The organism is Microvirga calopogonii (genome assembly GCF_003347665.1).
Lineage (GTDB): Bacteria > Pseudomonadota > Alphaproteobacteria > Rhizobiales > Beijerinckiaceae > Microvirga > Microvirga calopogonii.
Genome location: NZ_QDGA01000013.1, coordinates 68697 through 91452, shown reverse-complemented (window position 1 = coordinate 91452; position 22756 = coordinate 68697). Strand labels below are relative to the sequence as shown.

The 22756-nt window shown below is 59.1% G+C and carries 21 protein-coding genes and 2 pseudogenes; 16 read left to right on the top strand and 7 right to left on the bottom strand.

Going from position 1 to position 22756, the window contains the following annotated elements; translation table 11 throughout:
- Positions 1–60 precede the first annotated feature (60 nt).
- Together repA and repB are read left to right on the top strand one after the other, a co-directional pair.
- Complete coding sequence (repA, locus tag DDF70_RS13145; RefSeq protein ID WP_114945311.1) at positions 61–1272, top strand: plasmid partitioning protein RepA; 1212 nt, start codon at positions 61–63, stop codon at positions 1270–1272.
- Positions 1272–2393, top strand: coding sequence for a plasmid partitioning protein RepB (gene repB, locus DDF70_RS13140; RefSeq protein ID WP_114945310.1), 1122 nt, complete (start codon positions 1272–1274; stop codon positions 2391–2393). Before repA ends, repB begins: the two co-directional genes overlap by 1 nt.
- Before the next feature lie 608 nt (positions 2394–3001).
- Here the strand turns inward: repB and DDF70_RS13135 are convergent.
- Positions 3002–3364: pseudogene (locus DDF70_RS13135) on the bottom strand (IS66 family transposase); the annotation flags it as partial.
- Between the two features lie 136 nt (positions 3365–3500).
- On the opposite strand from DDF70_RS13135, the gene DDF70_RS13130 reads away from it, so the two are divergent.
- Positions 3501–5120, top strand: a complete 1620-nt coding sequence (locus tag DDF70_RS13130; protein WP_162820381.1) for a hypothetical protein — start codon at positions 3501–3503, stop codon at positions 5118–5120.
- 559 nt (positions 5121–5679) lie between these two features.
- Here DDF70_RS13130 and DDF70_RS13125 read toward each other — a convergent pair.
- From DDF70_RS13125 to DDF70_RS13105, 5 genes are all read right to left on the bottom strand, one after another.
- Positions 5680–6513: a shikimate dehydrogenase family protein gene (locus tag DDF70_RS13125; RefSeq protein ID WP_114945308.1), complete on the bottom strand. Its 834-nt coding sequence runs from the start codon at positions 6511–6513 to the stop codon at positions 5680–5682.
- Positions 6514–6608: 95 nt separating this feature from the next.
- On the bottom strand, positions 6609–7340 hold the full coding sequence (locus tag DDF70_RS13120; protein ID WP_114945307.1) for an ABC transporter substrate-binding protein: 732 nt from the start codon (positions 7338–7340) through the stop codon (positions 6609–6611).
- A 31-nt stretch (positions 7341–7371) separates the two neighbouring features.
- Entirely contained in the window at positions 7372–8139 is a 768-nt protein-coding gene (gene hpaI, locus DDF70_RS13115) for a 4-hydroxy-2-oxoheptanedioate aldolase (RefSeq protein ID WP_114945306.1), read from the bottom strand.
- Positions 8140–8146: 7 nt separating this feature from the next.
- Positions 8147–8929: a 2-oxo-hept-4-ene-1,7-dioate hydratase gene (hpaH, locus tag DDF70_RS13110; RefSeq protein ID WP_114945305.1), complete on the bottom strand. Its 783-nt coding sequence runs from the start codon at positions 8927–8929 to the stop codon at positions 8147–8149.
- A 61-nt stretch (positions 8930–8990) separates the two neighbouring features.
- Positions 8991–9884 (bottom strand): dioxygenase family protein, encoded by an 894-nt coding sequence (locus DDF70_RS13105; protein WP_114945304.1) that lies wholly within the window; start codon positions 9882–9884, stop codon positions 8991–8993.
- A 328-nt stretch (positions 9885–10212) separates the two neighbouring features.
- Between DDF70_RS13105 and DDF70_RS13100 the strand changes: the two genes are divergently transcribed.
- The 10 genes and pseudogenes from DDF70_RS13100 to DDF70_RS13050 all read left to right on the top strand — a co-directional run.
- Positions 10213–10929, top strand: coding sequence for a GntR family transcriptional regulator (locus DDF70_RS13100; RefSeq protein ID WP_170316071.1), 717 nt, complete (start codon positions 10213–10215; stop codon positions 10927–10929).
- Positions 10930–10956: 27 nt separating this feature from the next.
- The gene (locus tag DDF70_RS13095; protein WP_114945303.1) at positions 10957–11775 is read left to right on the top strand and encodes a sugar phosphate isomerase/epimerase family protein; all 819 of its coding nucleotides are present in this window, start codon (positions 10957–10959) and stop codon (positions 11773–11775) included.
- A gap of 71 nt (positions 11776–11846) precedes the next feature.
- Entirely contained in the window at positions 11847–12515 is a 669-nt protein-coding gene (locus DDF70_RS13090; RefSeq protein WP_114945302.1) for an amino acid ABC transporter permease, read from the top strand.
- A 12-nt stretch (positions 12516–12527) separates the two neighbouring features.
- Positions 12528–13169 (top strand): amino acid ABC transporter permease, encoded by a 642-nt coding sequence (locus DDF70_RS13085; protein ID WP_114945301.1) that lies wholly within the window; start codon positions 12528–12530, stop codon positions 13167–13169.
- Between the two features lie 64 nt (positions 13170–13233).
- Positions 13234–14067: a transporter substrate-binding domain-containing protein gene (locus DDF70_RS13080; protein WP_425374073.1), complete on the top strand. Its 834-nt coding sequence runs from the start codon at positions 13234–13236 to the stop codon at positions 14065–14067.
- A 48-nt stretch (positions 14068–14115) separates the two neighbouring features.
- Positions 14116–14877: an amino acid ABC transporter ATP-binding protein gene (locus DDF70_RS13075; protein WP_114945299.1), complete on the top strand. Its 762-nt coding sequence runs from the start codon at positions 14116–14118 to the stop codon at positions 14875–14877.
- A gap of 42 nt (positions 14878–14919) precedes the next feature.
- Positions 14920–15369, top strand: coding sequence for a type II 3-dehydroquinate dehydratase (gene aroQ, locus DDF70_RS13070; RefSeq protein ID WP_114945298.1), 450 nt, complete (start codon positions 14920–14922; stop codon positions 15367–15369).
- Between the two features lie 14 nt (positions 15370–15383).
- Complete coding sequence (locus tag DDF70_RS13065) at positions 15384–16421, top strand: Gfo/Idh/MocA family protein (protein ID WP_114945343.1); 1038 nt, start codon at positions 15384–15386, stop codon at positions 16419–16421.
- 541 nt (positions 16422–16962) lie between these two features.
- Positions 16963–18855: a bifunctional sugar phosphate isomerase/epimerase/4-hydroxyphenylpyruvate dioxygenase family protein gene (locus DDF70_RS13055; protein WP_114945297.1), complete on the top strand. Its 1893-nt coding sequence runs from the start codon at positions 16963–16965 to the stop codon at positions 18853–18855.
- 487 nt (positions 18856–19342) lie between these two features.
- Positions 19343–19678, top strand: a pseudogene (locus DDF70_RS13050) (PhzF family phenazine biosynthesis protein); the annotation flags it as partial.
- Positions 19679–19732: 54 nt separating this feature from the next.
- Here DDF70_RS13050 and DDF70_RS13045 read toward each other — a convergent pair.
- Entirely contained in the window at positions 19733–20434 is a 702-nt protein-coding gene (locus DDF70_RS13045; protein ID WP_114945296.1) for an IS6 family transposase, read from the bottom strand.
- 69 nt (positions 20435–20503) lie between these two features.
- Here DDF70_RS13045 and DDF70_RS13040 point away from each other — a divergent pair, with 69 nt between their 5' ends.
- From DDF70_RS13040 to repC, 3 genes are all read left to right on the top strand, one after another.
- Positions 20504–20839: a transposase gene (locus DDF70_RS13040; RefSeq protein WP_425374072.1), complete on the top strand. Its 336-nt coding sequence runs from the start codon at positions 20504–20506 to the stop codon at positions 20837–20839.
- Positions 20840–21144: 305 nt separating this feature from the next.
- Positions 21145–21357 carry a hypothetical protein gene (locus DDF70_RS36555; protein WP_162820371.1) on the top strand — a complete coding sequence of 71 codons (213 nt, stop codon included), beginning with the start codon at positions 21145–21147 and terminating at the stop codon, positions 21355–21357.
- A 172-nt stretch (positions 21358–21529) separates the two neighbouring features.
- Positions 21530–22684 carry a plasmid replication protein RepC gene (repC, locus tag DDF70_RS13035; RefSeq protein WP_114945342.1) on the top strand — a complete coding sequence of 385 codons (1155 nt, stop codon included), beginning with the start codon at positions 21530–21532 and terminating at the stop codon, positions 22682–22684.
- Positions 22685–22756: the final 72 nt, after the last annotated feature.

Here is a 22756-nt window from a genome sequence, read left to right as displayed (position 1 = left end):
GCTTCTAGTTACGCAAGCGGCCGCTTTTGCGGCGACACTTCCGTATCTAGGAGGGATCACATGGCCCTTGCACAGCTGAAATCCGACGAACCTCAATGGGTTGATGAGCAGATCTTCCGGGCGCATGCGAAAGGACTTTCTGAGAAGCTCCATTCGCAACGCCTCGCCCTCCATCCTCCGATCGCGCGCAAGACTCTGCGGAAGTTTACGTCCATCGAAGCAGCTAAACTGATTGGCGTCAAAGACGGCTATCTCCGGCAACTCACCTTGGAAGGGAAGGGGCCTCAGCCTGAAGTTCTTCCGAACGGACGTCGTCAATATAGCCTTGAGGATGTTCATGCCTTGCGCGCCTATCTGGATGAAACAGGCAAGGCTGGAAGACAGTACGTAAAGCACCGGGCTGAACATGAGCACCTACAAGTTATCAGCTGTGTAAACTTTAAAGGGGGCAGCGCCAAAACAACAACTGCGGCGCACCTTGCTCAGTACCTAGCCATGAACGGGTATCGAGTCCTCGCTGTCGACCTCGACCCTCAAGCCAGCCTTACAGCATTGCACGGGCTCCAGCCTGAGATGGATGTCAATCGAAACGAAACCATTTATGGCAGCATCCGGTATGACGATCAGGCCCGCCACCCAAGCGAGATCATTCGTACAACCTATATCCCAGGCCTCGATTTGCTTCCGGGCAATCTAGAGCTACAGGATTTTGAGTACGATACGCCAAAGGCGCTGGTGTCCCGGGGTCCAAACGAACCGATGTTCTTCGAGCGGATCAGTTTGGCTCTCTCTGAGGTCAAGGACAATTATGATGTTGTTATCATCGATTGCCCGCCTCAACTCGGCTTCCTCACCCTTTCGGCTCTAAGCGCGTCGACCTCTATGGTCATCACAGTGCATCCTCAGATGCTGGATGTGATGTCCATGTGCCAATTCCTGACCATGGCGTCGGACCTGCTTGAGCACGTGAAAGATGCCGGGGGCCAAATCCGTTTCGACTGGGTCAGGTATCTCGTTACTCGCTTCGAACCTGGCGACGGGCCTCAATCCGACATGGTCAAATTCATGCGCCAGCAGTTCCCGGAGTTCGTGTTCAACAATCCGATGCTCAAGAGCACAGCCATTGCCGATGCTGGGATTACGAAGCAGACCCTCTATGAGGTCCCAAAGGAACAGTTTTCGAAATCTACCTACGATCGAGCGATGGAATCGTTGAACAGCGTAAACTCAGAAATCGAAGATTTGATCAAGCAGGCTTGGGGGAGAAAGTAATGGGACGCAATAGATCCGCGTTTCTCGGCATCGAGAACAACACTCCCATGCCGGCAGAGCCGTCTCTCGCGCTCGTCCAAAACGAGCTGAAGGCCGCACTGGAGCAGCCCGAACCCATTACGACATCCACAACTGAACCGGCGCCTACCCCTGCTGCGCCGCAGACGCGTACGGGAATGGGCTGGAACGTCTCCCAAGCCAAGACTGCAAACGCTGTTGGTGCTGTCGGCTCGGCACTTGGGAATCTGCGGGGACAAACGAACGCTGAGATTGCAGCTCTGAAGAGCCAGCTTGAGTCCGGCGACACCGTCGTGGAGCTAGAGACTGATAAGATCGATGGATCGTTCGTATCTGATCGTATGGAGCGTTCCGACGAAGCTACCGACACGCTCGTCGAGCAGATCAGGAACCGCGGACAACTTGTTCCAATCCTAGTCCGGCCAAATCCAACGGACTCGGGGCGCTACCAAGTTGCATTCGGTCATCGGCGTCTTGCCGCGGCCAAGAAGCTCGGAATTACCGTACGGGCCATCGTTCGTAATTTGACCGATGAAGAGCTTGTGATTGCACAGGGGCAAGAAAACAATGCCCGCCTCGATCTGAGTTACATCGAAAAAGCCATGTTCGCTGTGAAGCTTGAGGAATCAGGCTTCAACCGCAACGTGATCGGTGCCGCACTTGCCGCTTCTAAGAGTGAACTCTCACGCCTTATTGCGGTCGGCACGAAAATTCCGCGCAGCATCATAATGGCTGTCGGTGCCGCTCCCGGCATCGGACGGACACGCTGGAACGATCTGCTTGAGTTGTTCAAGGAAAACAAGTGCCTGGATCGCGCCACGGAAATCGTCACCAAGCCCGACTTCCAGGACCTAAGCTCTGATGATCGCTTCACGGCGTTGGTTGCCAAGCTGTCCAAGAAGGAGCGTGTAGAACCCTCTCAGTCGCAACCGCAGATCTTCCTGAAGGACGCCTATGGCCGACGTGTCGCTCGGATAACAGATTCCGACGATCGTGTTGCCATTCAAATCGACAAAACCGTAAACAGCAAGTTCGGCGCATTTCTTGTCTCGAAGATTGAGCAGCTTTTCCGGGAGTTTGAGGAAGCTAATCCGTCGACATAATCTGCTCAGGGCAGGAGGTTCCCTCCTGCCCTCTGATCTACCTAGCTAAATTTTGTGGTGATCATTCCATCGAGGTTCGACTGTAGCATGATCCTATTGGCCAGGGACTTGATTGGCTGTCAGGGAACATTGCTGAACGCTGCGCCACGATCACAGGCGTTCCTAATCAATACGAGCCAAGGGTACAGGCAAGAGCCAGCAAACGTGGCTAGGGGAGGGGACAAAAGTGCAGGCTTGCTGTCCTCAATCTGGACTCTGTACAAAGTCGGAAGTTGCGTTCAACTGATCGTTTGAAGACGTCTTTCAAGCCAATTTGTTAACTAGGCGGGGAGGGGAGAGCTTCCCCGGAACGATCGAAAATGCTTTGAAAACAAAGGCATTAGCGGCTCGGCTGACGAGAAGAGGCCGACACAAGCCTCCGCGATCGGATTCCAAATGAGGCCGCTCACGATGCCGCCCAACAAAACAACGTGCATCCTACGTACACGCCGTAGCCAGTTCCTGCTTAGCTTCCTCTGCTGCGCCCACACATAATTATATCAAAAGCTTAGGCTTCACGACAAAGCGTAGCTTTCGGGTCATCGGGGCAGTTTGGGGGGCCGGGGGCCTCAGGCTGACCGGACGACGAGGTCGGCAAGGGGCGGAATTCTCGGCTGATCCCCATTCAGGCCGAGTCGGTCGCCAAGATAGTCGAAGAACGACAGTCCAAGCTTGCGGCAGGTCTTCGAAAGCCCCAACATCACATCACGCGCCAGACGCCCATCGGCACTCATCGTGCCGCCGGAGATCTTGCGCTTGATCACCCAGGCGCGCAGGTCGTTCTCGGACGCATTGGTGTGCAGCGGGATCTCCGGCCGCTCGAGCACCCGCAGCAGTTCGTTCTTCCTCCGCGCCAGCCGGGCCAGCAACTCGTCGAGGTCCTTGTAGCCCGTGCGCAGGCCAAAGATCCGGTCAAACTGCCGCCGGTAAGCGCATCACACAAGCCGCAACGGCTCTTATAGAGCCGGGTCGATGTTGGGAGCGGAGAGAGAAACCCGATCAGAGTGCAAACCGCTGATGATGGGGTTAGAATCCATCGATCAGGACAGCAACCGACCGAGCAATTCCATGACAGACCGCACCACACTTGCCCGCCTCGGCAAACTCGTCGCTGTTGATGTCGCCACGGGACACCCGGGGGCGAACAGTTGGGCCGCATCGCAGGTCTTGGAAGCGCAGCCAGCGGCCGTCCTCGATCTAATCGAGATGCTTGTGACCGAAGGGCGCAAGGCCCGGCCCAACGAGCAGTTGGTCGCCGCCTATGTCTACATGATCGGCCAGGTGCTGGAGGTCATCCGGATGAACCTGGAGAACGGACAAGCATCGGCCCGCGAGCTGGCTGAGGCCATCCGGCGAGCCTTGTTGCAGGCGGGAACCTCTGGCCGGGTCGAGCCGACCCTGCTCATGATGATTCTGATGCAGTTTTCGAACGCCAAGCTTGACCCTGGTGCCGAACTCCAGCGCCTCATGGCGGACCTGGTCGAGCAAATCGGCCTGGAGCAAGGAGCTGGCAGGAGCGGCGGCGATTTCGAGGCTTACCTGAAGGATCTCGCGGACGAGGTCGGCGGCGACCCGTTCGCGCTCCACGCCCAGATGCTGGAGATGGCAGGGGCCCTCCCGGCCGACCACCGCACCAGCATGGGCATCTCGCTGCTTCAGACGGGTGAGGCCAGAGCCCGAGAGGCCGTTGTGGGATGGCTGCTCGATCCGTCTGCTGAGGTGCGCCATGCGGTGGCCTCCGCCCTCGCACACGCGGCCCGCCACGGGGCTGTTTCAGGCAGCATGCTCCGGCGCCTGATTGTGCTTCGCAATTGGCTCCCCGAGACCGATCGGCCCGGGTTGGATGGAGCGATTCAGGCCTGTCGGCGCACGGGCGTGGAGTGCGCGTCCTGGCCCCAGTCGCAGGTCTATGATGCCCTGGCCTCCGGGATCGATGGAGCCGGAGCCCAGAGCATCTTTGTTCTCGCCCGAGAAGGTCGTCAAAAGGCGATTGGATGTTTGCTGGTCAAAGCTGGGGTGGGGGTCCGGGACGCCTGGGCGCGCCATGGGCTGACCCACGCAGAGATGGAGGAGTTTTTGGATCAGGTTGCGGGCGGGATGGAGGTGTTTCCGATCAGCTTGGAGTATGTGCGGCTTGCGGCAGCCCACGCCCTCGCCGAGAACCTGGCGTCCGGGACACTGCCGCCGTTTGCGTTATTGGACTTCGTCGAGACGGCGGCCCTGCAAGGGCTACAGCCTGAGGCCCTGCCGCTTGAGCGCCTTCTGGCCATGCTCGCGGCTGAAGCGGATCCGGCCGCGCTTGATTCAACCGCTGAGCTACTAGCGAGGAGCCGTGCCGCGGTCGACCGGTTCGGCTTCCTCGATTCCCGGTTTGAGGACGGCGCGGCAGTCGAGCAGTTGCTGGATGGCAAGCGGATGGCCCGGGCAAAGCGCGTTACCCTCGTGCAAGAGAGCCTGTTGCCTGAGCACACCACCAAATGGGGTGACCGGCTTGCTCGGATCGCGTTGTTGCTGCGCCACTGTGAGGATGAGGAGCCCTGGCAGGAGTTTTTCGTAGCCGCCAAGGAGGTTCTGGCGTGCCGTCCGATGGCGGAAATTCCGTTGATGAGCCGTGTGGCTGAGGTGACAGTGGATGCGTACATCGCGAGCCGTTCAGCGGAGCGTATGACTGGCAGACGTGGCGTGTAACCAGGGCTCACCCATGAGGCTGGCTGACGATGGGAGGGTGAGCAAAGGCCCATGCGCGGGGGAGGGCCCGATCGGCAAAGTTGTGGCGCAGGCTGACGGACTTGTCGCTGTTGCAGGTCGCGCCGAAGGCCGCCGGCCTGATGCGTGCTCAACTGGGCGGCGCCCTCCCACGCGACCTCACCGGCCACACCCGCGGCAGAGCATGGGAAGTTCTGACTTCATGGGAGAGCAAGCGACAATATACGCCTGTCTCTGATCATGACGGCGGAACAATGGATCAGCACTTCCGTGGGTGGATATTACAGGGCCACACAAGCCATTTCGGCCGCAGACGGAAGGGCAGGTCACTGCCAACAAGCGGACCTTCAATGCAAGTCAGGAACCGTCCAGTTTGACCCGCAGCAGACCCTCGCAAGCTATAAACCCAGCACCGGCTAGGCACTTTGTGACTTCTCCGATCTGTATCGCCGAAACCTCGTACTGAAGTTCACTATGCCTTATAGGTGGATCTGGCTAGCTCTGTAGTACCCGAGCGATCCCTATCGCTCCAAGGCATGGATTAGTATGTAATCTGGGCGACAGCCCGTAGTTCTTCCGGTGTCGTGCTGCGGAAGCCGAAGAATTCCAGGTATGCGGGGATTTGCTCGAACAGCATGTCCGTCCCGACCTGGATCGGACATCCCTTATCCTGGGCGGAGCGAAGAAAGGGAGTGATCTCCTGTTTCATTACGACCTCGCCTACAAAGGTCCCCGGAGTAATGCGCGAAACATCCATCGGGAGTGGATCGTCACCTTTCATCCCGAGTGGAGTCGCGTTTACGACAATGTCATAGTCGGCAGGATCGTTGGACCCTGTCGTGACCTGAAGCTGAGGATAATGCTCGCGTAGGCGGCTGCCGAGTGCCTCCGCCGCCGTGGAGTGATTATCGAATAGACCAATCGCGCTGATCCCCGCGGCAGCCAGTGAGGCCGCTATGGCCGACCCAACTCCCCCGCTACCGACAACCAAGACCTTCGCTCCGGTGAGCTTCTGTCCTTTGCGCATGACCCCGCGCACGAACCCTGCGCCGTCAAACATGTCGCCCAGGAGAGAGCCGTCGGAACGCCGCAACACGGCATTGCATGATCCAGCGACCTTCGCCGTTGTGCTCACCTCGTCCAGGAGCGAGATCGTCGTGATCTTGTGCGGCATGGTGATGAGGGCGCCGCGAATATTGGTGAGGCGAAACAGGCTTCGGAAAACATCCGGGTAGTCCTCGGCTTTGACGCCCATAGGCATCACTACGGCATCGATCCCGTGCTTCTCGAAATAGGGATTGTAGATCATCGGTGCCCGAAAGGACTCGGTCGGATATCCGAGATGCGCGATCAAGGTTGTCTTTCCGCTGATCATCTATGTCTCCAATTCTGATCGTTTGCCGGTTTCCTCCCCTGCGAGGAACCAAAGTGTCATAAATTGTCGAAAGACCTGAGTCCCGAATGGCTCTGTCAGGGCCCTGCAATTGGAACGCCGGCTTGGCCGTTCCGATCGAGAACCGCACGCAAAGAACCCGACGTTTTCAGATTCTCGATGAAGTCGTTCAGATACTGCCCTCCGACCTCTCGGCCCTGGGGCGTCGCCAATGCCTGCCTGATCGTCATAAAGGGGTCCGGCAGGACGCGGAAACCCGGCCGTTGAGCCGCAAACGCATCCAGCGCCTGTCGAACGCCGGCCGCGGCTTCCAGCCCTTCAGTCGCAAACATCTCGAGGGCGGCGTCAGGGGTGGGAGTCCGAACGATCTCTGCGTGCTCCAAATGGCGGCTCAGATACAGATCATAAGCCGCATTCAGAGCGACAGCGATCCTTGTTCCTGTGCGGTCGAGATCCGCGACCCTGGTGAAGGCTGCGGCAGAGCGGACGAGGTACGTGCCCTCGATGACCACATAGGGCGACGAGAAGATCACTCGGGTTGCCCGCGCCGGCTCAACGGCGAGGAACGCCAAATCCCATTCGCGCCGGTCGAGTGCGTCGAAGACTCGTCCAGCGGTTTCGTAGGCGATGAGCTGGACGGGGCAGCCGAGGGACCGGCCGAGTTCCTGAGCGATGTCGACCGAGACACCTTGCGGGAGTCCATCAGGACCTTTGCGGGCAAGGACCGGGTTGGCCGTATTGATGGCGGCGCGTACGACGCCCGTTGGTGCAAGGTCGCGAATGACGGCATCCCGCATGCTGGGGGGCATGTCGATCCTCCTCAAAGGTAAGAGTGGCCGCTCACTTAGACTTGAACTGCCCTGCAATCTTTTCCGATGTGCGGGCCAAAATGCCGACATCGATCGCAACGGCCGTAAAGGTGGTGCCAAGCGTGATGCATCGCTCAGCGAAGGTGGTATCCGGCGTCAAAATACCAGCCGGCTTCCCGCAAGCCCGAATGCGACGGATCGCATCCTCGACAGATGCGACGACATCCGGATGTCCAGGCTCGCCGACATGACCAAGGCTTGCGGCTAGATCAGCTGGCCCGATGAAGACTCCGTCGACTCCCTCAACCGCAGCAATTTCCTCCAGACTGGCAAGAGCCTCAACCGTTTCGATTTGCACCAGAAGGCAAAGCTCCTCGGACGCCCGTTTGGCGTAGCCGCCGGCTCGCCCGAACCGGGTCGCACGTGTCAGTCCCGAGACGCCGCGAACCCCGGCGGGCGGATAACGCATAGCCGCAACAGCCTGACGGGCCTCATCTGCATTCTGCACGTAGGGAACGAGCAGCGTTTGCGCCCCGATGTCGAGAAAGCGCTTGATCAATACAGTGTCATTGCTGGCAGGCCGCACGACGGGGGATACGGCATAAGGAGCGACGGCCTGCAGCTGGGTCAGAACAGTGAGGGGATCGCCTGGCGAGTGCTCGGTGTCGAAAAGAAGCCAGTCGAATCCAGATCCTGCAACGACTTCCGCGACATAGCTACCGGGTAGGCTGCACCAGAGACCGATTTGCTGGCGCCCTTCGAGGAGGGCGCGTTTGAAGGAATTTTGCGGGATTGTCATCATGGCCTCAAATAAACGAGACGCCAATGGCACCGAGCGGTCCGTAATCCGCATGGATCACGTCGCCCTTTGCAATATCGACTGGACGGGTGAACGACCCTCCGAGCACAATCTGCCCCCGCTTCAGCCTGGCTCCGACTGCGTGAAGCTTATTGACGAGCCACGCAATTCCGGCCGCCGGATGCCCCATCACTGCCGCCGAGACGCCCGATTCCTCAATGATCCCGTTCTTAGACAGGGTCGCACCAACCCACCGGACATCGATGTCCATGGGTCGGATCGTTCGACCACCGACAACAATCGCGCCAAAGGCTGCGTTGTCTGCAATCGTGTCGACAATGGCACGAGGAACCTCCGTGCGATAGTCGATAATCTCAAGCGCCGGAAGGACGAACTCGGTTGCCCGCAAGACGTCGTAGGTCCGGATCCCAGGACCCTCGAGATCCTCACCCATGATGAAGGCGAGCTCAACTTCGAGGCGCGGCTTCAAGAACAGGTCAGCACGGATCTGGGCACCGTCATTGTACATGGCATCGTCAAGGATGCGTCCGTAGTCCGGCTCGGTTATCTTCGAGGCCATTTGCATGGCGCGCGAGGTCAGGCCGATCTTATGGCCGATCACGCGGGCACCCTTTGCGATCCGAGCCTCAGCCCAGAGATCTTGAACCCTATAGGCGTCCTCAATTTCCATATTCGGAAAGGTGCGGCTCAATTGCTGGATCGGAACTCGCTCACGCTCGGCGCGCAGGATCTCCTCAGCAGCGCGACGGCGCTCGTCTTCAGTCAACATAGGTGTTTCCTCTCGTCCGGTCGGTCAAAATCTTAGTCTGAAAATGCGGATTTCGCGTTCGCTACTTGATTGGGGGGCGCGGGAGGATCGCCTCGCCGGGCTCCATCACGTAAACGTAATCGAGCGAGTACCATGGTGCCGCGACATCAGGACACGTGGGATGCGGTTCATCGTGCCGGATGAAGTCGCCGATAAGCGCCTTTGTGACGCCGAATTGAACGTCGGTGTCGATGTGCGGATCATGCGGGTCGTAGACCTGCGAGATCAGCACTTTGAACCCTGGCTTGTAGATGAGTGCGTGAAGGTGTGCCGGCCGGTACGGGTGGCGATCCTGTGCCTTGAGGAGACGCCCAACGACAGTATCGGTCGGAATGGGGTAGCCAACCATTTTCACGGTGCGGAACCAGAAACGACCGTCCTCGTCGGTCGTGAACTTGCCACGGAGGTTCATCTCTGCCTGCTCGGGATCTTGGTTCTCGTACAGGCCCACGGGGGAGGCATGCCAGACGTCGACTTCAGCGCCAACGACGGGATTTCCGGCAGCATCCTGAACACAGGCATTCACGAGAAGCGGGTCGCCCGGCGTGTCGGAACGGATGATTGTCCCGCCGTTTGGAACGGCTGGAGAGTTCAGCCGCCAGAAGGGACCCAGAAGCGACTGTGATGTCTCAGTGTTACCGTTGTCACCGTTGTTGAGCAGGCAAACCAAGGACGATACGCCTAGTGAGCCAGCCATCAGCACCATCTCGTTATGGGTATCGCTCGCGAGCTTGCCCATCTCGTTCAGAATGGCGGTCGCCTCTCGAAACTCGGCTTCGGTCAGGCTGACGTCGCGAACGAAGCCGTGCAGGTGCTTCACCAAGGACGTCATAATCTCGCGTAGGCGCGGGTCGCGGGTACGCCCCATGACTTCAAGGACGGCTGGCGTAACATCTTCTTGGCGTTCGATGAGCATGGTCGCACCTCCTGCCCCAGATACCTCCATCATAATCGATTATTTGTCAATAAACGATCAACTGGATCGAGCCGCGCAGCACCCGGAAGAGCGAACTATCTAAACAAGTACCTGTTTTAATTAGCCAAATTATACATTTATGTCGAAATTAGCGTGATAATGTCGCCAGTTCCGCCGCAGTTTGACAAGAATAATCGTTTATTCTATCGATTGTCGATGGAATGCGCCTGTCGCTAAGCGCGGCTGATCTGAGGAGGCCGGAGCAGTGCCAAAGCCGAATACTCGCCATCAGAGGCGAGGCGCTCCTATTGCCTCGCCCCCGCCTCCGATCGAGTCAGGGGAGCTTCGCCACGCTCATCGTTCCACAGCTCTGGTTGACGACGGAAAGAATACTATCGCAAGTCAGTTGGTCGATCGTCTCCGTGAGGCAATCGTGTCTGGCCAGCTTGAGGCGGGCAGCAAAATTAACCTAGAGAGAGCGCGTGAGAGCTTCGCGGTCAGCCTGAGCCCGTTGCGCGAAGCCCTCGCCAGGCTGATCTCAGATGGATTGGTCGAATTCGAAGATAATCGCGGTTACCGCGTCTCGCCGATTTCTCTTTCCGATTTGGAAGAACTCACCAAGCTTCGTGAAGAATTCGAGACATATGCACTAAGGCAGGCCATCGCTGTCGGGGATGTCGATTGGGAAGGCGATGTCATGCGCTCGCTCCATCGCCTGAATCGCGCGGTTCGTGATCCGGCTATTCCAGAAACGCTTGAGCAATGGGAAGCCTATCATCGCGAATTCCATCTCACCCTGATTGCAGGCTGCCGAATGCCTCAACTCCTGAGCTTCTGCCGAAGGATGCTCAACCTGAATGACCGCTATCGCCGAACCTTCCTCCGGGCGACATCAGGAGACCGAAACGTGAGCGCCGAACACAATGAAATTGCCCAAGGTGCTGTCGCCAGAGACGTCGAGTTCGCCTGCAAACGATTACGCGATCACATTCATCGAACAGGGACCAACCTTCTCCACCACTTAACCGGCAAAATTGCGCCTTGACGATTGGCATTGAACGGAAGCGCCAGAATGAAGCCACATACGCCTCCACCATTGGGCCTTGCACACTTTACCTGCATCGACGTGGCGCCTCTCGATCTCGTCCCTCTTGCGGCGACCATCGGGTATAAGGCCGTTGGGCTTCGCCTCTACCCAGCGTTTCCAGGTGCACCCTTCTACGCGTTGCCAGCAGGAAGTGACGTTTCTCGAGAGATGTGCCGCCGCCTCGACGGGGACGGCGTCCACGTCTATGACATCGAGTTCGTGCCAATTACCGAAGACTTTGTACCGGCCTCCCTCACTGAAACGCTTGAGGCTGCCGGAGCGCTGGGAGCCAAACGTCTTAGCGTCTGTGGCGATGATCCCGATCGCGGCCGCCTGATTGCGAACTTCGCGGGTCTGTGTGATCTGGCCGGTCAGTTTGGCATGGGTGTTGATCTCGAGGTCATGCCCTGGCGCCAGGTTAGGACGATCCATGACGCTGCGGCTGTCGTGCGGGATGCAGGCCGCCGAAATGGCGGGCTCCTGGTCGATGCCCTTCACCTGTCCCGATCCGGTGGGGACCCTGCGGATGTGAGCGCGCTACCGCCCGAATTCATCATGAGCGCTCAGCTCTGCGACGCACCTGCAATACGGCCAACGAGCACGGAAGCCATCATTCAAGAGGCGCGAGCTGGTCGTCTCCCCCCGGGGCAGGGTGACCTGCCCCTCTCCCGACTGATTGCCGAACTGCCTGACCATACAACGCTTTCCGTCGAAGTTCCTAATGCAGGCCTTCCGGCGGAGGAGCATTTGCGGCGCGTTTTCCAAGCGGCGCAGCAGACAATCACAGCCGCGACGCTCTCCTGAGGATGGCAGAGCGGCAACACCCTCATCGACTGGTCCAATTGAGAAGATCGGCTTGAGACAGAGGAAGCGCTATGGACTATCAGCTCGATTTTGGCCCGGTGATCGAGGGGCTGCCCAACCTGCTGTGGGGCTGCCTTGGCACATTCGGACTTGCGCTCGGTGGAATGGCGCTTGCTATTGTCATCGGGATCGGCGGCGTTGTTCTACGGGACTCTCACATCAAGCCCCTGCGTTGGCTTGTCAGGGCCTTTGTCGAACTGATCCGAAACACGCCTTTCCTCGTCCAGATTTACTTCATCTTCTTTGCACTGCCTCTCGCCGGCGTGCGTCTCAATCCGACGGTAACCGCAATCATTGCACTCGGCATCAATGGCGGAGCCTATGCCATTGAGATCATTCGCGGTGGAGTGCAGTCGATCAACAAAGGGCAGATCGAAGCCGGCCTCGCCCTTGGCCTTCACAAGGCGGACGTGTTCCGCATGATCGTCCTCAAGCCGGCTCTCAGGGCAATCTATCCATCACTGACGAGCCAATTCATCCTGCTGACCCTGACGACCAGCATCACGTCGGCCATTGCCGCATACGAGCTGACCTCCGTCGCGCAGATTATCGAATCCAACTCATTCCGCAGCTTTGAGGTCTACGGGGTCGTTTTGGTCCTTTACTTGATCATGTCTTGGCTGCTGATGAGAATGTTCGGGCTCATCTCAAAGCATTATTTCAACTATCCGGTGAAGTGAGGGGAGAAGAACATGGGTTGGGACGAGTTTCTTTTTCTCCTTAAAGGACTGCAATGGACAGTAGCCTTGTCAGGAATTGCCTTCATCGGTGGTGCGGTCGCAGGCTTGCTTGTTGCGCTCGCCCGTACCTCGGGCATCCGCGTCCTCGAGCGTCTCGCAGCGGGCTATATCGCGGTGTTTCAGGGATCGCCCCTGCTGCTGCAGCTGTTTGTCGTCTACTATGGACTTGTCCTCGTGGGGATTAAGCTCGACGCCTGGGTTGCGGTTGCAATCGGCTTCACCCTGCATGCAAGCGCCTACCTCGGTGAGATATGGCGAGGAGCCATTGAGGCGGTGCCGCGTGGCCAGACCGAGGCGGCCAACGCATTGGCCCTTCGTTACAGGTCACGCATGAAGGACATCATCCTGCCGCAAGCAATCCGGATCTCCCTGCCAGCGACGATTGGATTCCTTGTTCAGCTCATCAAGGGAACCTCGCTTGCGGCGATTGTCGGCTTTACGGAGCTGGCACGTGCGGGAAGCATCATTTCGAATCAGATATTCCAGCCCTTGCTCGTCTTTGGGATCGTGGGCGCCCTGTATTTCATCCTTTGCTGGCCGCTGTCCGTCTACGGCACATGGCTGGAACAACGGTTTGCCGCCGCTGCCCGGTGAAGCAGCCCGGCGACACCCCCTGACATGTAAAAAAATTCACCGGAGGAAAAACGTCATGGATAGCATCAACAAATCGAGATTCAATCGGCGCCATGTTCTGATGGGCGGCGCTGCCCTGCTCGCAGCCCCCGCCTTGATGACCCGGTCGGCCCTGGCCATCACACCCGAGGAAATCAAGAAGAAGGGAAAGATCGTCGTCGGTATCCAAGGCGACAACCCGCCGTGGGGGTTCGTCACGAGCGCCGGCAAACAGGACGGGTTTGACGCTGACATCGCGGAGCTCTTCGGTAAGGAACTCGGCGTGCCTGTGGAGTTCGTTCCGCTCGCCGTGGCAAACCGTATCCCGGCGTTGACGACCGGGCGTGTCGATATCCTGTTCGCGACGATGGCGATGCTGCCGGACCGGGCCAAGTCCGTGCAGTTCAGCAAGCCGTATGTGGCAAACGTGATCTCGCTTGTGGCGGCGAAGACGACCGAGATCAAGACCAATGCCGACATGGGCAAGTACGTGATTGGCGTGCCACGCTCCAGCACTCAGGATACCCAGGTTACCAACAACGCACCCTCTGGCACGACGATCCGTCGTTTCGATGATGACGCCGCGACCATCCAAGCCCTCGTGTCGGGGCAGGTCCAAGCGGTCGGCGCTAACATGTTCTATGTCCAGCGTCTCAACCAAGCGAAGCCCGACACCTTTGAGAATAAACTCGAGTTCTCAAAGCTCTACAACGGGGCCTGCACCCGGCTGGGGGAAAAAGAGATCAACGCGGCCGCCAATGCTTTCATCGACAAGATCAAGGCCAACGGTGAGCTCGCCAAGATCTATCAGAAGTGGATGAAGATGGATCCACCGGAGTTCCCGGCGAGCCTGGATGGCATTCCCTTCACCGTCAGCTGAATCGAACCGCCTCAGCAATAACTGCATCAATAAAAAGTGGAGCCAGCCATGCCATCTTCCAACTCAACCATTGCCCCGCTGATCGCTATGGAAAGCGTCGAGAAGTGGTATGGTGGCTTCCACGCCCTCAAATCCATCAACCTCCAGGTTCGTCCCGGCGAGAAGATCGTGCTCTGCGGCCCTTCCGGTTCGGGGAAATCGACGCTGATCCGGTGCATCAATCACCTGGAGCCAATCCAGGAGGGCCGTATTATCGTCGACGGCACGGCACTCGATAACAGTGCCCGTACCATCGATACGGTACGGCGCGAGGTTGGAATGGTGTTTCAGCAGTTCAATCTCTTTCCGCACATGACAGTGCTGCAAAACTGTACGCTGGCGCCAATGCGCGTTCGAGGAGCCTCAAAAGCGGAAGCCGAGGCAACGGCCCGAAGGTATCTGGATCGGGTCCGCATTCTCAACCAGGCTGAAAAATACCCGGCGCAGCTCTCGGGCGGCCAACAGCAACGTGTGGCCATCGCCCGTGCCCTGTGCATGGAACCCAAGGCCATGTTGTTTGACGAACCGACGTCAGCCCTCGATCCCGAAATGGTCAAGGAGGTGCTCGACACGATGATTGGCCTTGCCCGGGACGGCATGACCATGATCTGCGTCACCCACGAGATGGGTTTCGCCCGCCAGGTCGCAGATCGGGTAATCTTTATGGCGGACGGCGAGATCGTGGAAGAGGCGGAGCCGAACACCTTCTTCCGCGACCCGCAACATCCACGAACACGGGCCTTCCTGGGTGAAATCCTGGCCCACCACTAGGTCGCATTCCTCTCTCAATCGCTGTACTGCAAAGGAACTCTTATGAGCCGCCTCGTTTACGTATTGAACGGACCTAATCTTAATCTCCTGGGCAAACGCCAGCCGCAGATCTATGGCCACGAAACCCTTGCCGATGTCGAAGCCGAGTGCCGGAAAGTCGCCGAAGAACTCCGGCTCGACATCCGGTTTCACCAGAGCAACCGCGAGTACGAGATCATCGACTGGGTCCACGAAGCGCGGGAGGCTGCCGGTGGTATTGCCATCAACCCAGCCGCCTTCACCCACACATCGGTTGCGATCCTGGACGCACTGAACACCTTCGAGGGACCGGTCATCGAGATCCATATCTCGAATGTCCACAAACGTGAGGCGTTCAGGCATCACTCCTTCGTCTCTACCCGTGCCGACGGCGTCATTGCCGGGTTCGGAACGCAGGGCTACACCCTCGCGCTGCGCCGGCTGGCGCGGCTGATCGACGAGAAGGCCGCGTGACCGTCGCGGACAGTCTGTCGAGGCCCGTCAATCTGGCGGTGCTTGGCGCCGGGCTGATTGGCAAACGGCACATCGAGCATGTGCTGTCCCAGCCTGACGCCAACCTGATGGCTATCGTGGATCCCTCGCCCACGGCGCGGGCTCTGGCGGAGGAGAAGGCCGTCGCTTGGTATCCAGACTTTGCGGGGATGTTAGAGATCCAGAGGCCGGAAGGCGTCATCATCGCGACTCCGAACCAATTGCACGTCGAAAATGGGCTGGCATGCATTGCGGCGGGCGTACCCACACTCGTTGAAAAGCCAATTGCCGATGATGTGGCTGGAGCAACGACGCTCGTCGAGGCGGCCGAGCATGCCTGTGTCCCCCTGATGGTCGGCCATCATCGGCGTCACAATCCGTTAATCCAAGAGGCCAAGCGGGCGATCGACGACGGGCGCCTGGGTCAGATCGTTTCCGTTCACGGGACTTGCTGGTTTTTCAAGCCGGACGAGTATTTTGAGGTTCCCTGGCGCCGGGAGAAGGGCGCAGGCCCGGTTTTCCTCAACTTGATCCACGACGTGGATCTCCTCCGCTATCTGTGCGGCGACATAGTTTCAGTCCAGGCGCTCGAGTCTAATGCCCTTCGTGGGAATGCGGTTGAGGAAACTGCCGTCATTCTCCTGCGGTTCGCAAGTGGTGCGATGGGGACGATGAACGTTTCTGACACCATTGCCGCACCGTGGAGTTGGGAGTTCACCAGCGGCGAGAACCCGGCCTACAGCCACACGCAGGAAACCTGCTATTGGATTGGTGGTACCCGAGGTTCTCTCACAGTTCCCTATCTCGACCTGTGGCGCCATGAAACCGAGTCGAACTGGTGGAAGCCAATCGCCCGGGAACGCTTACCCGTGATCTCTAAGGATCCGCTGGGCCTGCAGGTTCGTAACCTCTGCGAGGTCATACGGGGCACCGCGGCTCCCGTTGTTTCAGGCCGGGAGGGACTAAAGACGCTGAAAGTGATCGCCGCCGTAAAAGAGGCCGCGGCATCGGGTCGAGCGATCGAGATACTGTAGGCTGTAACTTTATGCAGATCGGCATCCTCACACTCCGACCTGGAGCACTTGAACATGTAGGGCATGCTTGAAGCCGAGAGGCGGAAATGACACGACGGACTATACTGGAAGCGGGTGCGACGGCATTGCCGCTCTTGCTCAGCGGCTCGCTCGCATGGGCTCAAGGCTCCGTACAGATTGGGATAAATTGGGCTAATTTTGCCGATGACAGGCCCATTCGCCTCAACGAACCGCCAAATCGGGGCTGCGGCTAGGCTGTACCTGCAGCAAAGCGGCGACACCGTTGCGGGTAAATCGATCCACCAACACGTCCGGGTCAACAATCCTGACAGTGTTGGACCGGGAAGAGAAGCCTTGGTCGCCGTGGCAGGGGCCGACTGCCCCCTCCAGTCCTGTTGATCTCGGGGCGTGTTACACCACTTCATGAGTCAGGGTTTGCCAACTGATCGACCCTAAACAAAACTGAACCGAGGTATCGGTGGGGTGGTCCTGTTCGATCAATCCTGGCGGACCGACAAGTGACAGGAAAAGGGAGAGAGCCGTGCAGACTGCCATTGCCACCGTTTGTCTCAGCGGCACCCTTGAAGAAAAGCTCCAAGCCATTGCCGCCGCCCAGTTCAAAGGGGTCGAGATCTTCGAGAACGATCTCCTTTCGTTCAACGGCACCCCGACAGACGTGCGCCGTATGGTCGAGGATCTTGGGCTTGTGACCTCGGTTTTCCAGCCTTTCCGCGATTTCGAAGGCATGCCCGAGCCGCAACGAGCTAAAGTATTCTCGCGCGCTGAACGGAAGTTCGATGTGATGCAGGAGCTTGGCTGCGATTTCCTGATGGTCTGCAGCAATGTGTCGTCTGACAGCCTAGGGGGCATCGATCGAGCGGCGGCCGATTTTCGTGAACTTGGCGAGCGGGCGGCAGCGCGCGGTATGCGGGTTGCCTTTGAGGCGCTGGCCTGGGGAAGGCATGTCAACGACTATCGTGATGCGTGGGAGGTGGTCCGCCGCGCTGATCATCCCGCTGTCGGGCTCGTGCTCGACTCGTTCCATATCTTGGCGCGCGGAACCGACCTGACGGCGATTCGGTCCATCCCGAAGGACAAAATTTTCCTGGTCCAGATGGCCGATGCGCCAGTCCTCAGTATGGACTACCTGTCCTGGAGCCGTCACTACCGCTGCTTTCCGGGACAGGGGGAACTCGCCGTCGACGCCTTCATGGATGCCCTGCAGGCCACGGGCTTCGACGGCCTGCTTTCGCTTGAGATCTTCAATGACCGTTTTCGAGCCGGCTCCGCTCGCAGTGTCGCGGTTGATGGACAGCGATCGCTGCTCTTCATGCTCGATCAACTCCAGAAGCGTACCGCCGTCCCCGTGACGGGCCTACCCGTCCTTCCGCCCCGGGCAACCTGCCAGGGTGTGGAGTTTGTCGAGTTCGCCATGGATGAGCGCAGCGCGAGCGCATTTGAGCATGTGCTCACAGGGCTAGGCTTCGTTAAGGCTGGCACGCACCGCTCGAAAGAAGTCACCCGCTGGCGCCAGGGAAATATCAATATCGTGGTGAACTGCGACAAGGAGGGCTTTGCCCACTCCTTCAACATTACCCATGGGCCCGCCGTATGTGCCCTTGCCTTGCGAGTTGACGATGCTCCGGCAACGGTCGAACGAGCATTAGGGCTTCTCGATCAGCCCTTCCAACAGGCTGTGGGACCAGGGGAGTTAGATATCCCGGCCGTCCGGGGCCTTGGAGGCAGTCTGATTTACTTCATCGACCGCAAAAGCGGTCTCGACCGTCTCTGGGACCGTGACTTCGAACCCATTGAGTACAGCAATGGTGATTCTGCGGAAGCCGGGCTCACGACTTTCGATCACTTGTCGCAGTCAATGTTCTATGAGGAAATGCTGACGTGGCTTCTCTTCTACGTCTCTCTTCTCGATGTGAAGAAGACCCCGGTCCAAGCCGTGATTGACCCAGGAGGAGTCGTGCAGAGCCAAGTGGTCGAGACGCAGGATGGATCTTTTCGCCTTGTTCTCAATGCCTCCCAAAGCCGGCACACGCAATCCTCGCGCTTTCTGACCGATATGTTCGGTTCAGGTGTTCAGCACATTGCGCTCGCGACAACAGATATCTTCGCAACTGTCGAACAGCTCAAAGTAAATGGCGTTGAGATTTTGCCTATACCGGAGAACTATTACGAAGACTTGGAAGCTCGGACCGATCTGTCGGAGGAGGAGTTGTCACGACTGCAGGCCGGCGACATCCTCTATGATCGGGACGGTGCAGCGGAGTTCTTCCAGGTCTATACGAAGACACTGGAGAATGGCTTTTTCTTCGAGATCGTCGAGCGTCGCGACTATCAGGGCTTCGGTGCCGCCAACGCACCGATACGTCTGGCCGCCCAGACCCGGTTGGCGCCGCATCCAGGGATGCCGAGGCTTTGATCGGCCCCCGGAGCCTTCGAATGTATGGCGAGAGCTTCTCAGGCGAAGGCGCCTACCTGTGCCACACCCGCGCTGAATGAGACGCGCTGGATCAAGACGCCGGGGACGATGCATGGCTGAAGATGCGGTGGACCTGAGTGAGCTCTAAGGAAATTTCAATGAGTGCTTGCATCGCGGGCGAGTAGTAATCCTGAGGCAAGAATCCGGAACGCCCGCTTTTGGCACGGAGCTGAAGAAAACCGAACTTCCGTAGTCATAGGGTAAGCTGACCCTCATAAGGCAAAGCCCAACGGCCCAGTTTGACCCAGCGCAGACTCTCGGGCGAACGTCTGGTGGCTCGAGGCGTTGCAATGCCAAAGAAAGAAAGCCGATCAGGCCAGCTCCGACAATCAGGAAAGGTGATCAGTCACATTCCGTCGCTGAATTAGTTTTCAGCCGGCTTGGCTGGTAGGAAATGGTTGAATCCGCTTGGTCTTTGGAGCCTGCCATGCCCCGCTTTCCGTATGAGACTGTAGACGTCTTCACCGACCGCCCCTTCGGTGGCAATCCGCTGGCTGTCTTCACCGATGCGCGTGGGCTATCCGACGGGCAGATGCAGGCGCTGGCGGCGGAGATGAACTACAGCGAGACAACGTTCGTTCTGCCCGCCGACGATCCAGCCAATGATGCCCGTGTGCGCATCTTCCATCGCACGGCTGAGATGCCCTTTGCCGGCCATCCCAATGTCGGCACGGCTTATGTGCTGGCGCGCCATGGCCGCGACCGCGACGGCGTGCTGCGCTTCGAGCAGAAGGCTGGCCTCGTCGAGATCGCTGTGGGGCGTTGTCACGTTAACTGCCGCCAAGCGCGTTAAGGCCGATTTGGCCGCCAGACAGGCTCAAGCAGCAATGTTGGCCGCAGACTTCCATTCCGCCATGGCGGTGAGGCGGTGAAGATGGGTGGCATGGGCGGAGCGGCGGGAACGTGGCGGAACGAAGAGGTTGCGGACCGCAGAGAACACGCTGACAAATCGCTGTAGGTCTCCCGGCGATCGAAAGCCCTGCATCACCCGCTCTCGCTTACGCAACGGAACATGCGAATTCTCGGCCCTGTTATTCAAGCCCTTATGCGACCGGTGATCGACTCTTGGCATAACCTCTCGCTTGGCGGCTCCGTACGAGGCGAGTTTATCGGTGATGATGCGCTTGGGTGCCACGCCCTGCTTCTTCAGGAGACGCTTCAGCAAGCGCTTGGCCGCCTTAGTGTCACGGCGTGTCTGGACGACCTCGTCGAGCACATAGCCGTCCTGATCGACGGCCCGCCAGAGCCAATGCTTCTGGCCCGCGATCGTGACCACGACCTCATCCAAGTGCCAGATGTCGCGGCAGCTCGGCCTCTTGCGCCGGAGGCGGCGCGCATAGTCGGGCCCAAACTTCAGCGCCCAGCGCCGGACGGTCTCGTAGGAGACGAGGATGCCGCGCTCGAGCAGCATCTCCTCGACCAGCCGCAGGCTCAGCGGAAACCGGAAGTACAACCAGACCGCATGGGCGATGATCTCAGGCGGAAAGCGGTGGCGCTTGTAGCTGACAGGCTTGCTCATGCCGGCCCGTCTACACGGCCGCGTGTCAAACCCAAGTTAACGTGACAACACCCGCTCAAGGCCCCGAGCCTGATCCGCTTTCTCGGGCGGCTGATCCAGGAGGCCCGCGGCAAGTTGTTCCTGATCTGGGACAACCTGCCGGTCCATCGGGCCAAGGCGGTGCAGGACTGGTTGGTCGGGCACCAAGAGCAGATCGAGGTCTTCTCCCTGCCCTCCTATAGCCCGGAGCTGAACCCGGACGAGGGGCTGAACGCTGACTTGAAGCACGCCGTGACGCGGAGACCACCCGCCCGCAGCAAGCCCGCCCTCAAGCGCGCCGTCATCAGCCACATGCGTCGGCTCGCCAAGTCGCCCGGCCGAATCCGTAGCTACTTTGGGCATCCGTCATTCCGCTATGCCGCATAGTTCAAGTTCACCCAAGCCGGATCAATAAGACACAATACTGTGTCTTCGAGAGAAGAACGTTGGGGTGGGCCTTGAGGTACCGGTTCAATGACTGGGGGCACAGAATCAAGTGCGTAATGCTGGGTCAAGCGGAACCAGCCTTTTACTTGCGAATTGATTCGGCTTTTGAGCTAATTGATTCTGCCTAAAGGAGTTTTCCAACGGAGAATCCAATTATTGTGAATGGATTCTTGCGCTCCGACTCCACAGCCAACTCAGAATCGGGCAACACTCGAAACGCTATCGGGTGAATAGGGTGGCTTTCCATGGCTGACTTATCCAGAAGCCTTCGGGTCAAACGTCTGCGCAACCTCCGCAGGGAGCGGGGAGACCGTGAGATGAATGTCTGGATTTCCAAGCCAGCGGGGGACGCGATCGATGAGGCTGTCGAGAGAGGACGCTTCAAATCACGTCAAGAAGCCATCGCCTGTGCTCTCGAAGCAGCCTTCGTTCGTAAGGAGCTGAAGACAGTGACGTAAACCAGGCAAAGCAAAAGGCCCACGAAGCGGGAACTTCGAGGGCCTTTGGAGACCACCGCGAGGGGTGGGCAAAGATTGTTTCGCACCTTTCTTATGCCATCCCGACGAACTGACTGTCAAGAGCATCGGTTTCGGTGAGCGCTCCCGCTTTGCCCTCAACATGGAGGGTACGATGCAGCTTGCATCGTCAGGAGGCCGGCGGCTGAGACATGCCGCTCTGGTCGCAAGGAAGCTTGCGCTCGAAGCCGAGCGCACGGTGACGCGCAAAGAACTCTCGGCCGCCGCCCGGGACGCGAGCAAGGCTCTCGACCTCAGGCCAGCTCAGCGGACGGTCCTGTCCGAGCTCGTCGCCTGCTGGGGCGAGCAGGAGTGGGAGCGGCTGCTGGTCTGGCCGTCCAACGACTACCTCATGAGCCGCACCGGCCTGACCGAGCGGGCGATCCGGCGCATCCTGCGCCAGCTGATCGACCTGCAACTGATTGCGCCCAAGGACTCACCCAACGGCAAGCGCTATGCCGTCAAGGACCTGGCCGGGCAGGTGGTCGACGCCTTTGGCTTCGACCTCACCCCGATCTATGCCCGCCGGGGCGATTGGGCCGTGATGCTCATGGAGCAGAAGCAGCTGCGCGAGGTGCAGAAGCGGACCTTTGACGAGGTCACCATCTGCCGACGGGCGGCGGAAGAAGCGCTGAGCGCCCTGGCGGAGCACTTCCCAGAGCTGGACCGCACCGGGTTCGAGGATGAACTGAAGTTCCTGCAGGCGCGCACGCCCGCCCGGTCCAGGGTGACGCTGGCGGCGGACCTGTTGGAGGCCTGGCAGCTGTTGAGAAGCCAGGTTGAAGATGCCTTCTATAAAGCGGGCAATGCCGGACTCAGAGTCCCTCACACTGATAACAACAACGGATCTCCTAGTGAGCCTTGTAACAAAGGCTTTCCAAAGAAAGCTGAGGCGGTTCGTTCAACCGAACAACCCGCCGAGCACGTATCACCGGAATTGATCCTTGAGGCCTGCCCCACGCTCAGCGACTACGGCCAGCCGGTGCGGGATCTGGCCGACATCGTCTCTGCCGGCCGCTACCTGCGGGCTTCCCTCGGGGCGCATGAGAGCGCCTGGGCCGAGGCCGTGGAGGAGATCGGTACCGTCAGGGCCGCGATCGCGGTGATCTACACGCTGCAGCTCTACGAGGATGATGTGGCTAAGAACGGCGGGGAGAGCCGGATCAAGAACCCGGGCGGCTACTTCCGCGCGCTCACCCGCATGGTCAAAGCCGGCAAAATCGACCTCGCCATTGAGCTCCTGGCCATGAGGAGGCGCAGAATGGCATGAGGTTAGGGATAGCGTGCGCCCGAGAGGGCGATGGGCCAGCGTGCCGGGTGTCAGAGAGGGCCGGAATGGAGA

Bases quoted from the DNA above. Each gene is read 5' to 3' on its own strand.
- repB (WP_114945310.1), top strand. From the start codon at position 1,272: ATGGGACGCAATAGATCCGCGTTTCTCGGCATCGAGAACAACACTCCC.
- DDF70_RS13105 (WP_114945304.1), bottom strand. From the start codon at position 9,884: ATGCTCATCGAACGCCAAGAAGATGTTACGCCAGCCGTCCTTGAAGTC.
- DDF70_RS13045 (WP_114945296.1), bottom strand. From the start codon at position 20,434: ATGAGCAAGCCTGTCAGCTACAAGCGCCACCGCTTTCCGCCTGAGATC.
- hpaH (WP_114945305.1), bottom strand. From the start codon at position 8,929: ATGTTGACTGAAGACGAGCGCCGTCGCGCTGCTGAGGAGATCCTGCGC.
- DDF70_RS13130 (WP_162820381.1), top strand. From the start codon at position 3,501: ATGACAGACCGCACCACACTTGCCCGCCTCGGCAAACTCGTCGCTGTT.
- DDF70_RS13090 (WP_114945302.1), top strand. From the start codon at position 11,847: ATGGACTATCAGCTCGATTTTGGCCCGGTGATCGAGGGGCTGCCCAAC.
- DDF70_RS13085 (WP_114945301.1), top strand. From the start codon at position 12,528: ATGGGTTGGGACGAGTTTCTTTTTCTCCTTAAAGGACTGCAATGGACA.
- DDF70_RS13125 (WP_114945308.1), bottom strand. From the start codon at position 6,513: ATGATCAGCGGAAAGACAACCTTGATCGCGCATCTCGGATATCCGACC.
- hpaI (WP_114945306.1), bottom strand. From the start codon at position 8,139: ATGACAATCCCGCAAAATTCCTTCAAACGCGCCCTCCTCGAAGGGCGC.
- repA (WP_114945311.1), top strand. From the start codon at position 61: ATGGCCCTTGCACAGCTGAAATCCGACGAACCTCAATGGGTTGATGAG.
- aroQ (WP_114945298.1), top strand. From the start codon at position 14,920: ATGAGCCGCCTCGTTTACGTATTGAACGGACCTAATCTTAATCTCCTG.
- DDF70_RS13095 (WP_114945303.1), top strand. From the start codon at position 10,957: ATGAAGCCACATACGCCTCCACCATTGGGCCTTGCACACTTTACCTGC.
- DDF70_RS13075 (WP_114945299.1), top strand. From the start codon at position 14,116: ATGCCATCTTCCAACTCAACCATTGCCCCGCTGATCGCTATGGAAAGC.
- DDF70_RS13120 (WP_114945307.1), bottom strand. From the start codon at position 7,340: ATGCCCCCCAGCATGCGGGATGCCGTCATTCGCGACCTTGCACCAACG.
- DDF70_RS36555 (WP_162820371.1), top strand. From the start codon at position 21,145: ATGGCTGACTTATCCAGAAGCCTTCGGGTCAAACGTCTGCGCAACCTC.
- repC (WP_114945342.1), top strand. From the start codon at position 21,530: ATGCAGCTTGCATCGTCAGGAGGCCGGCGGCTGAGACATGCCGCTCTG.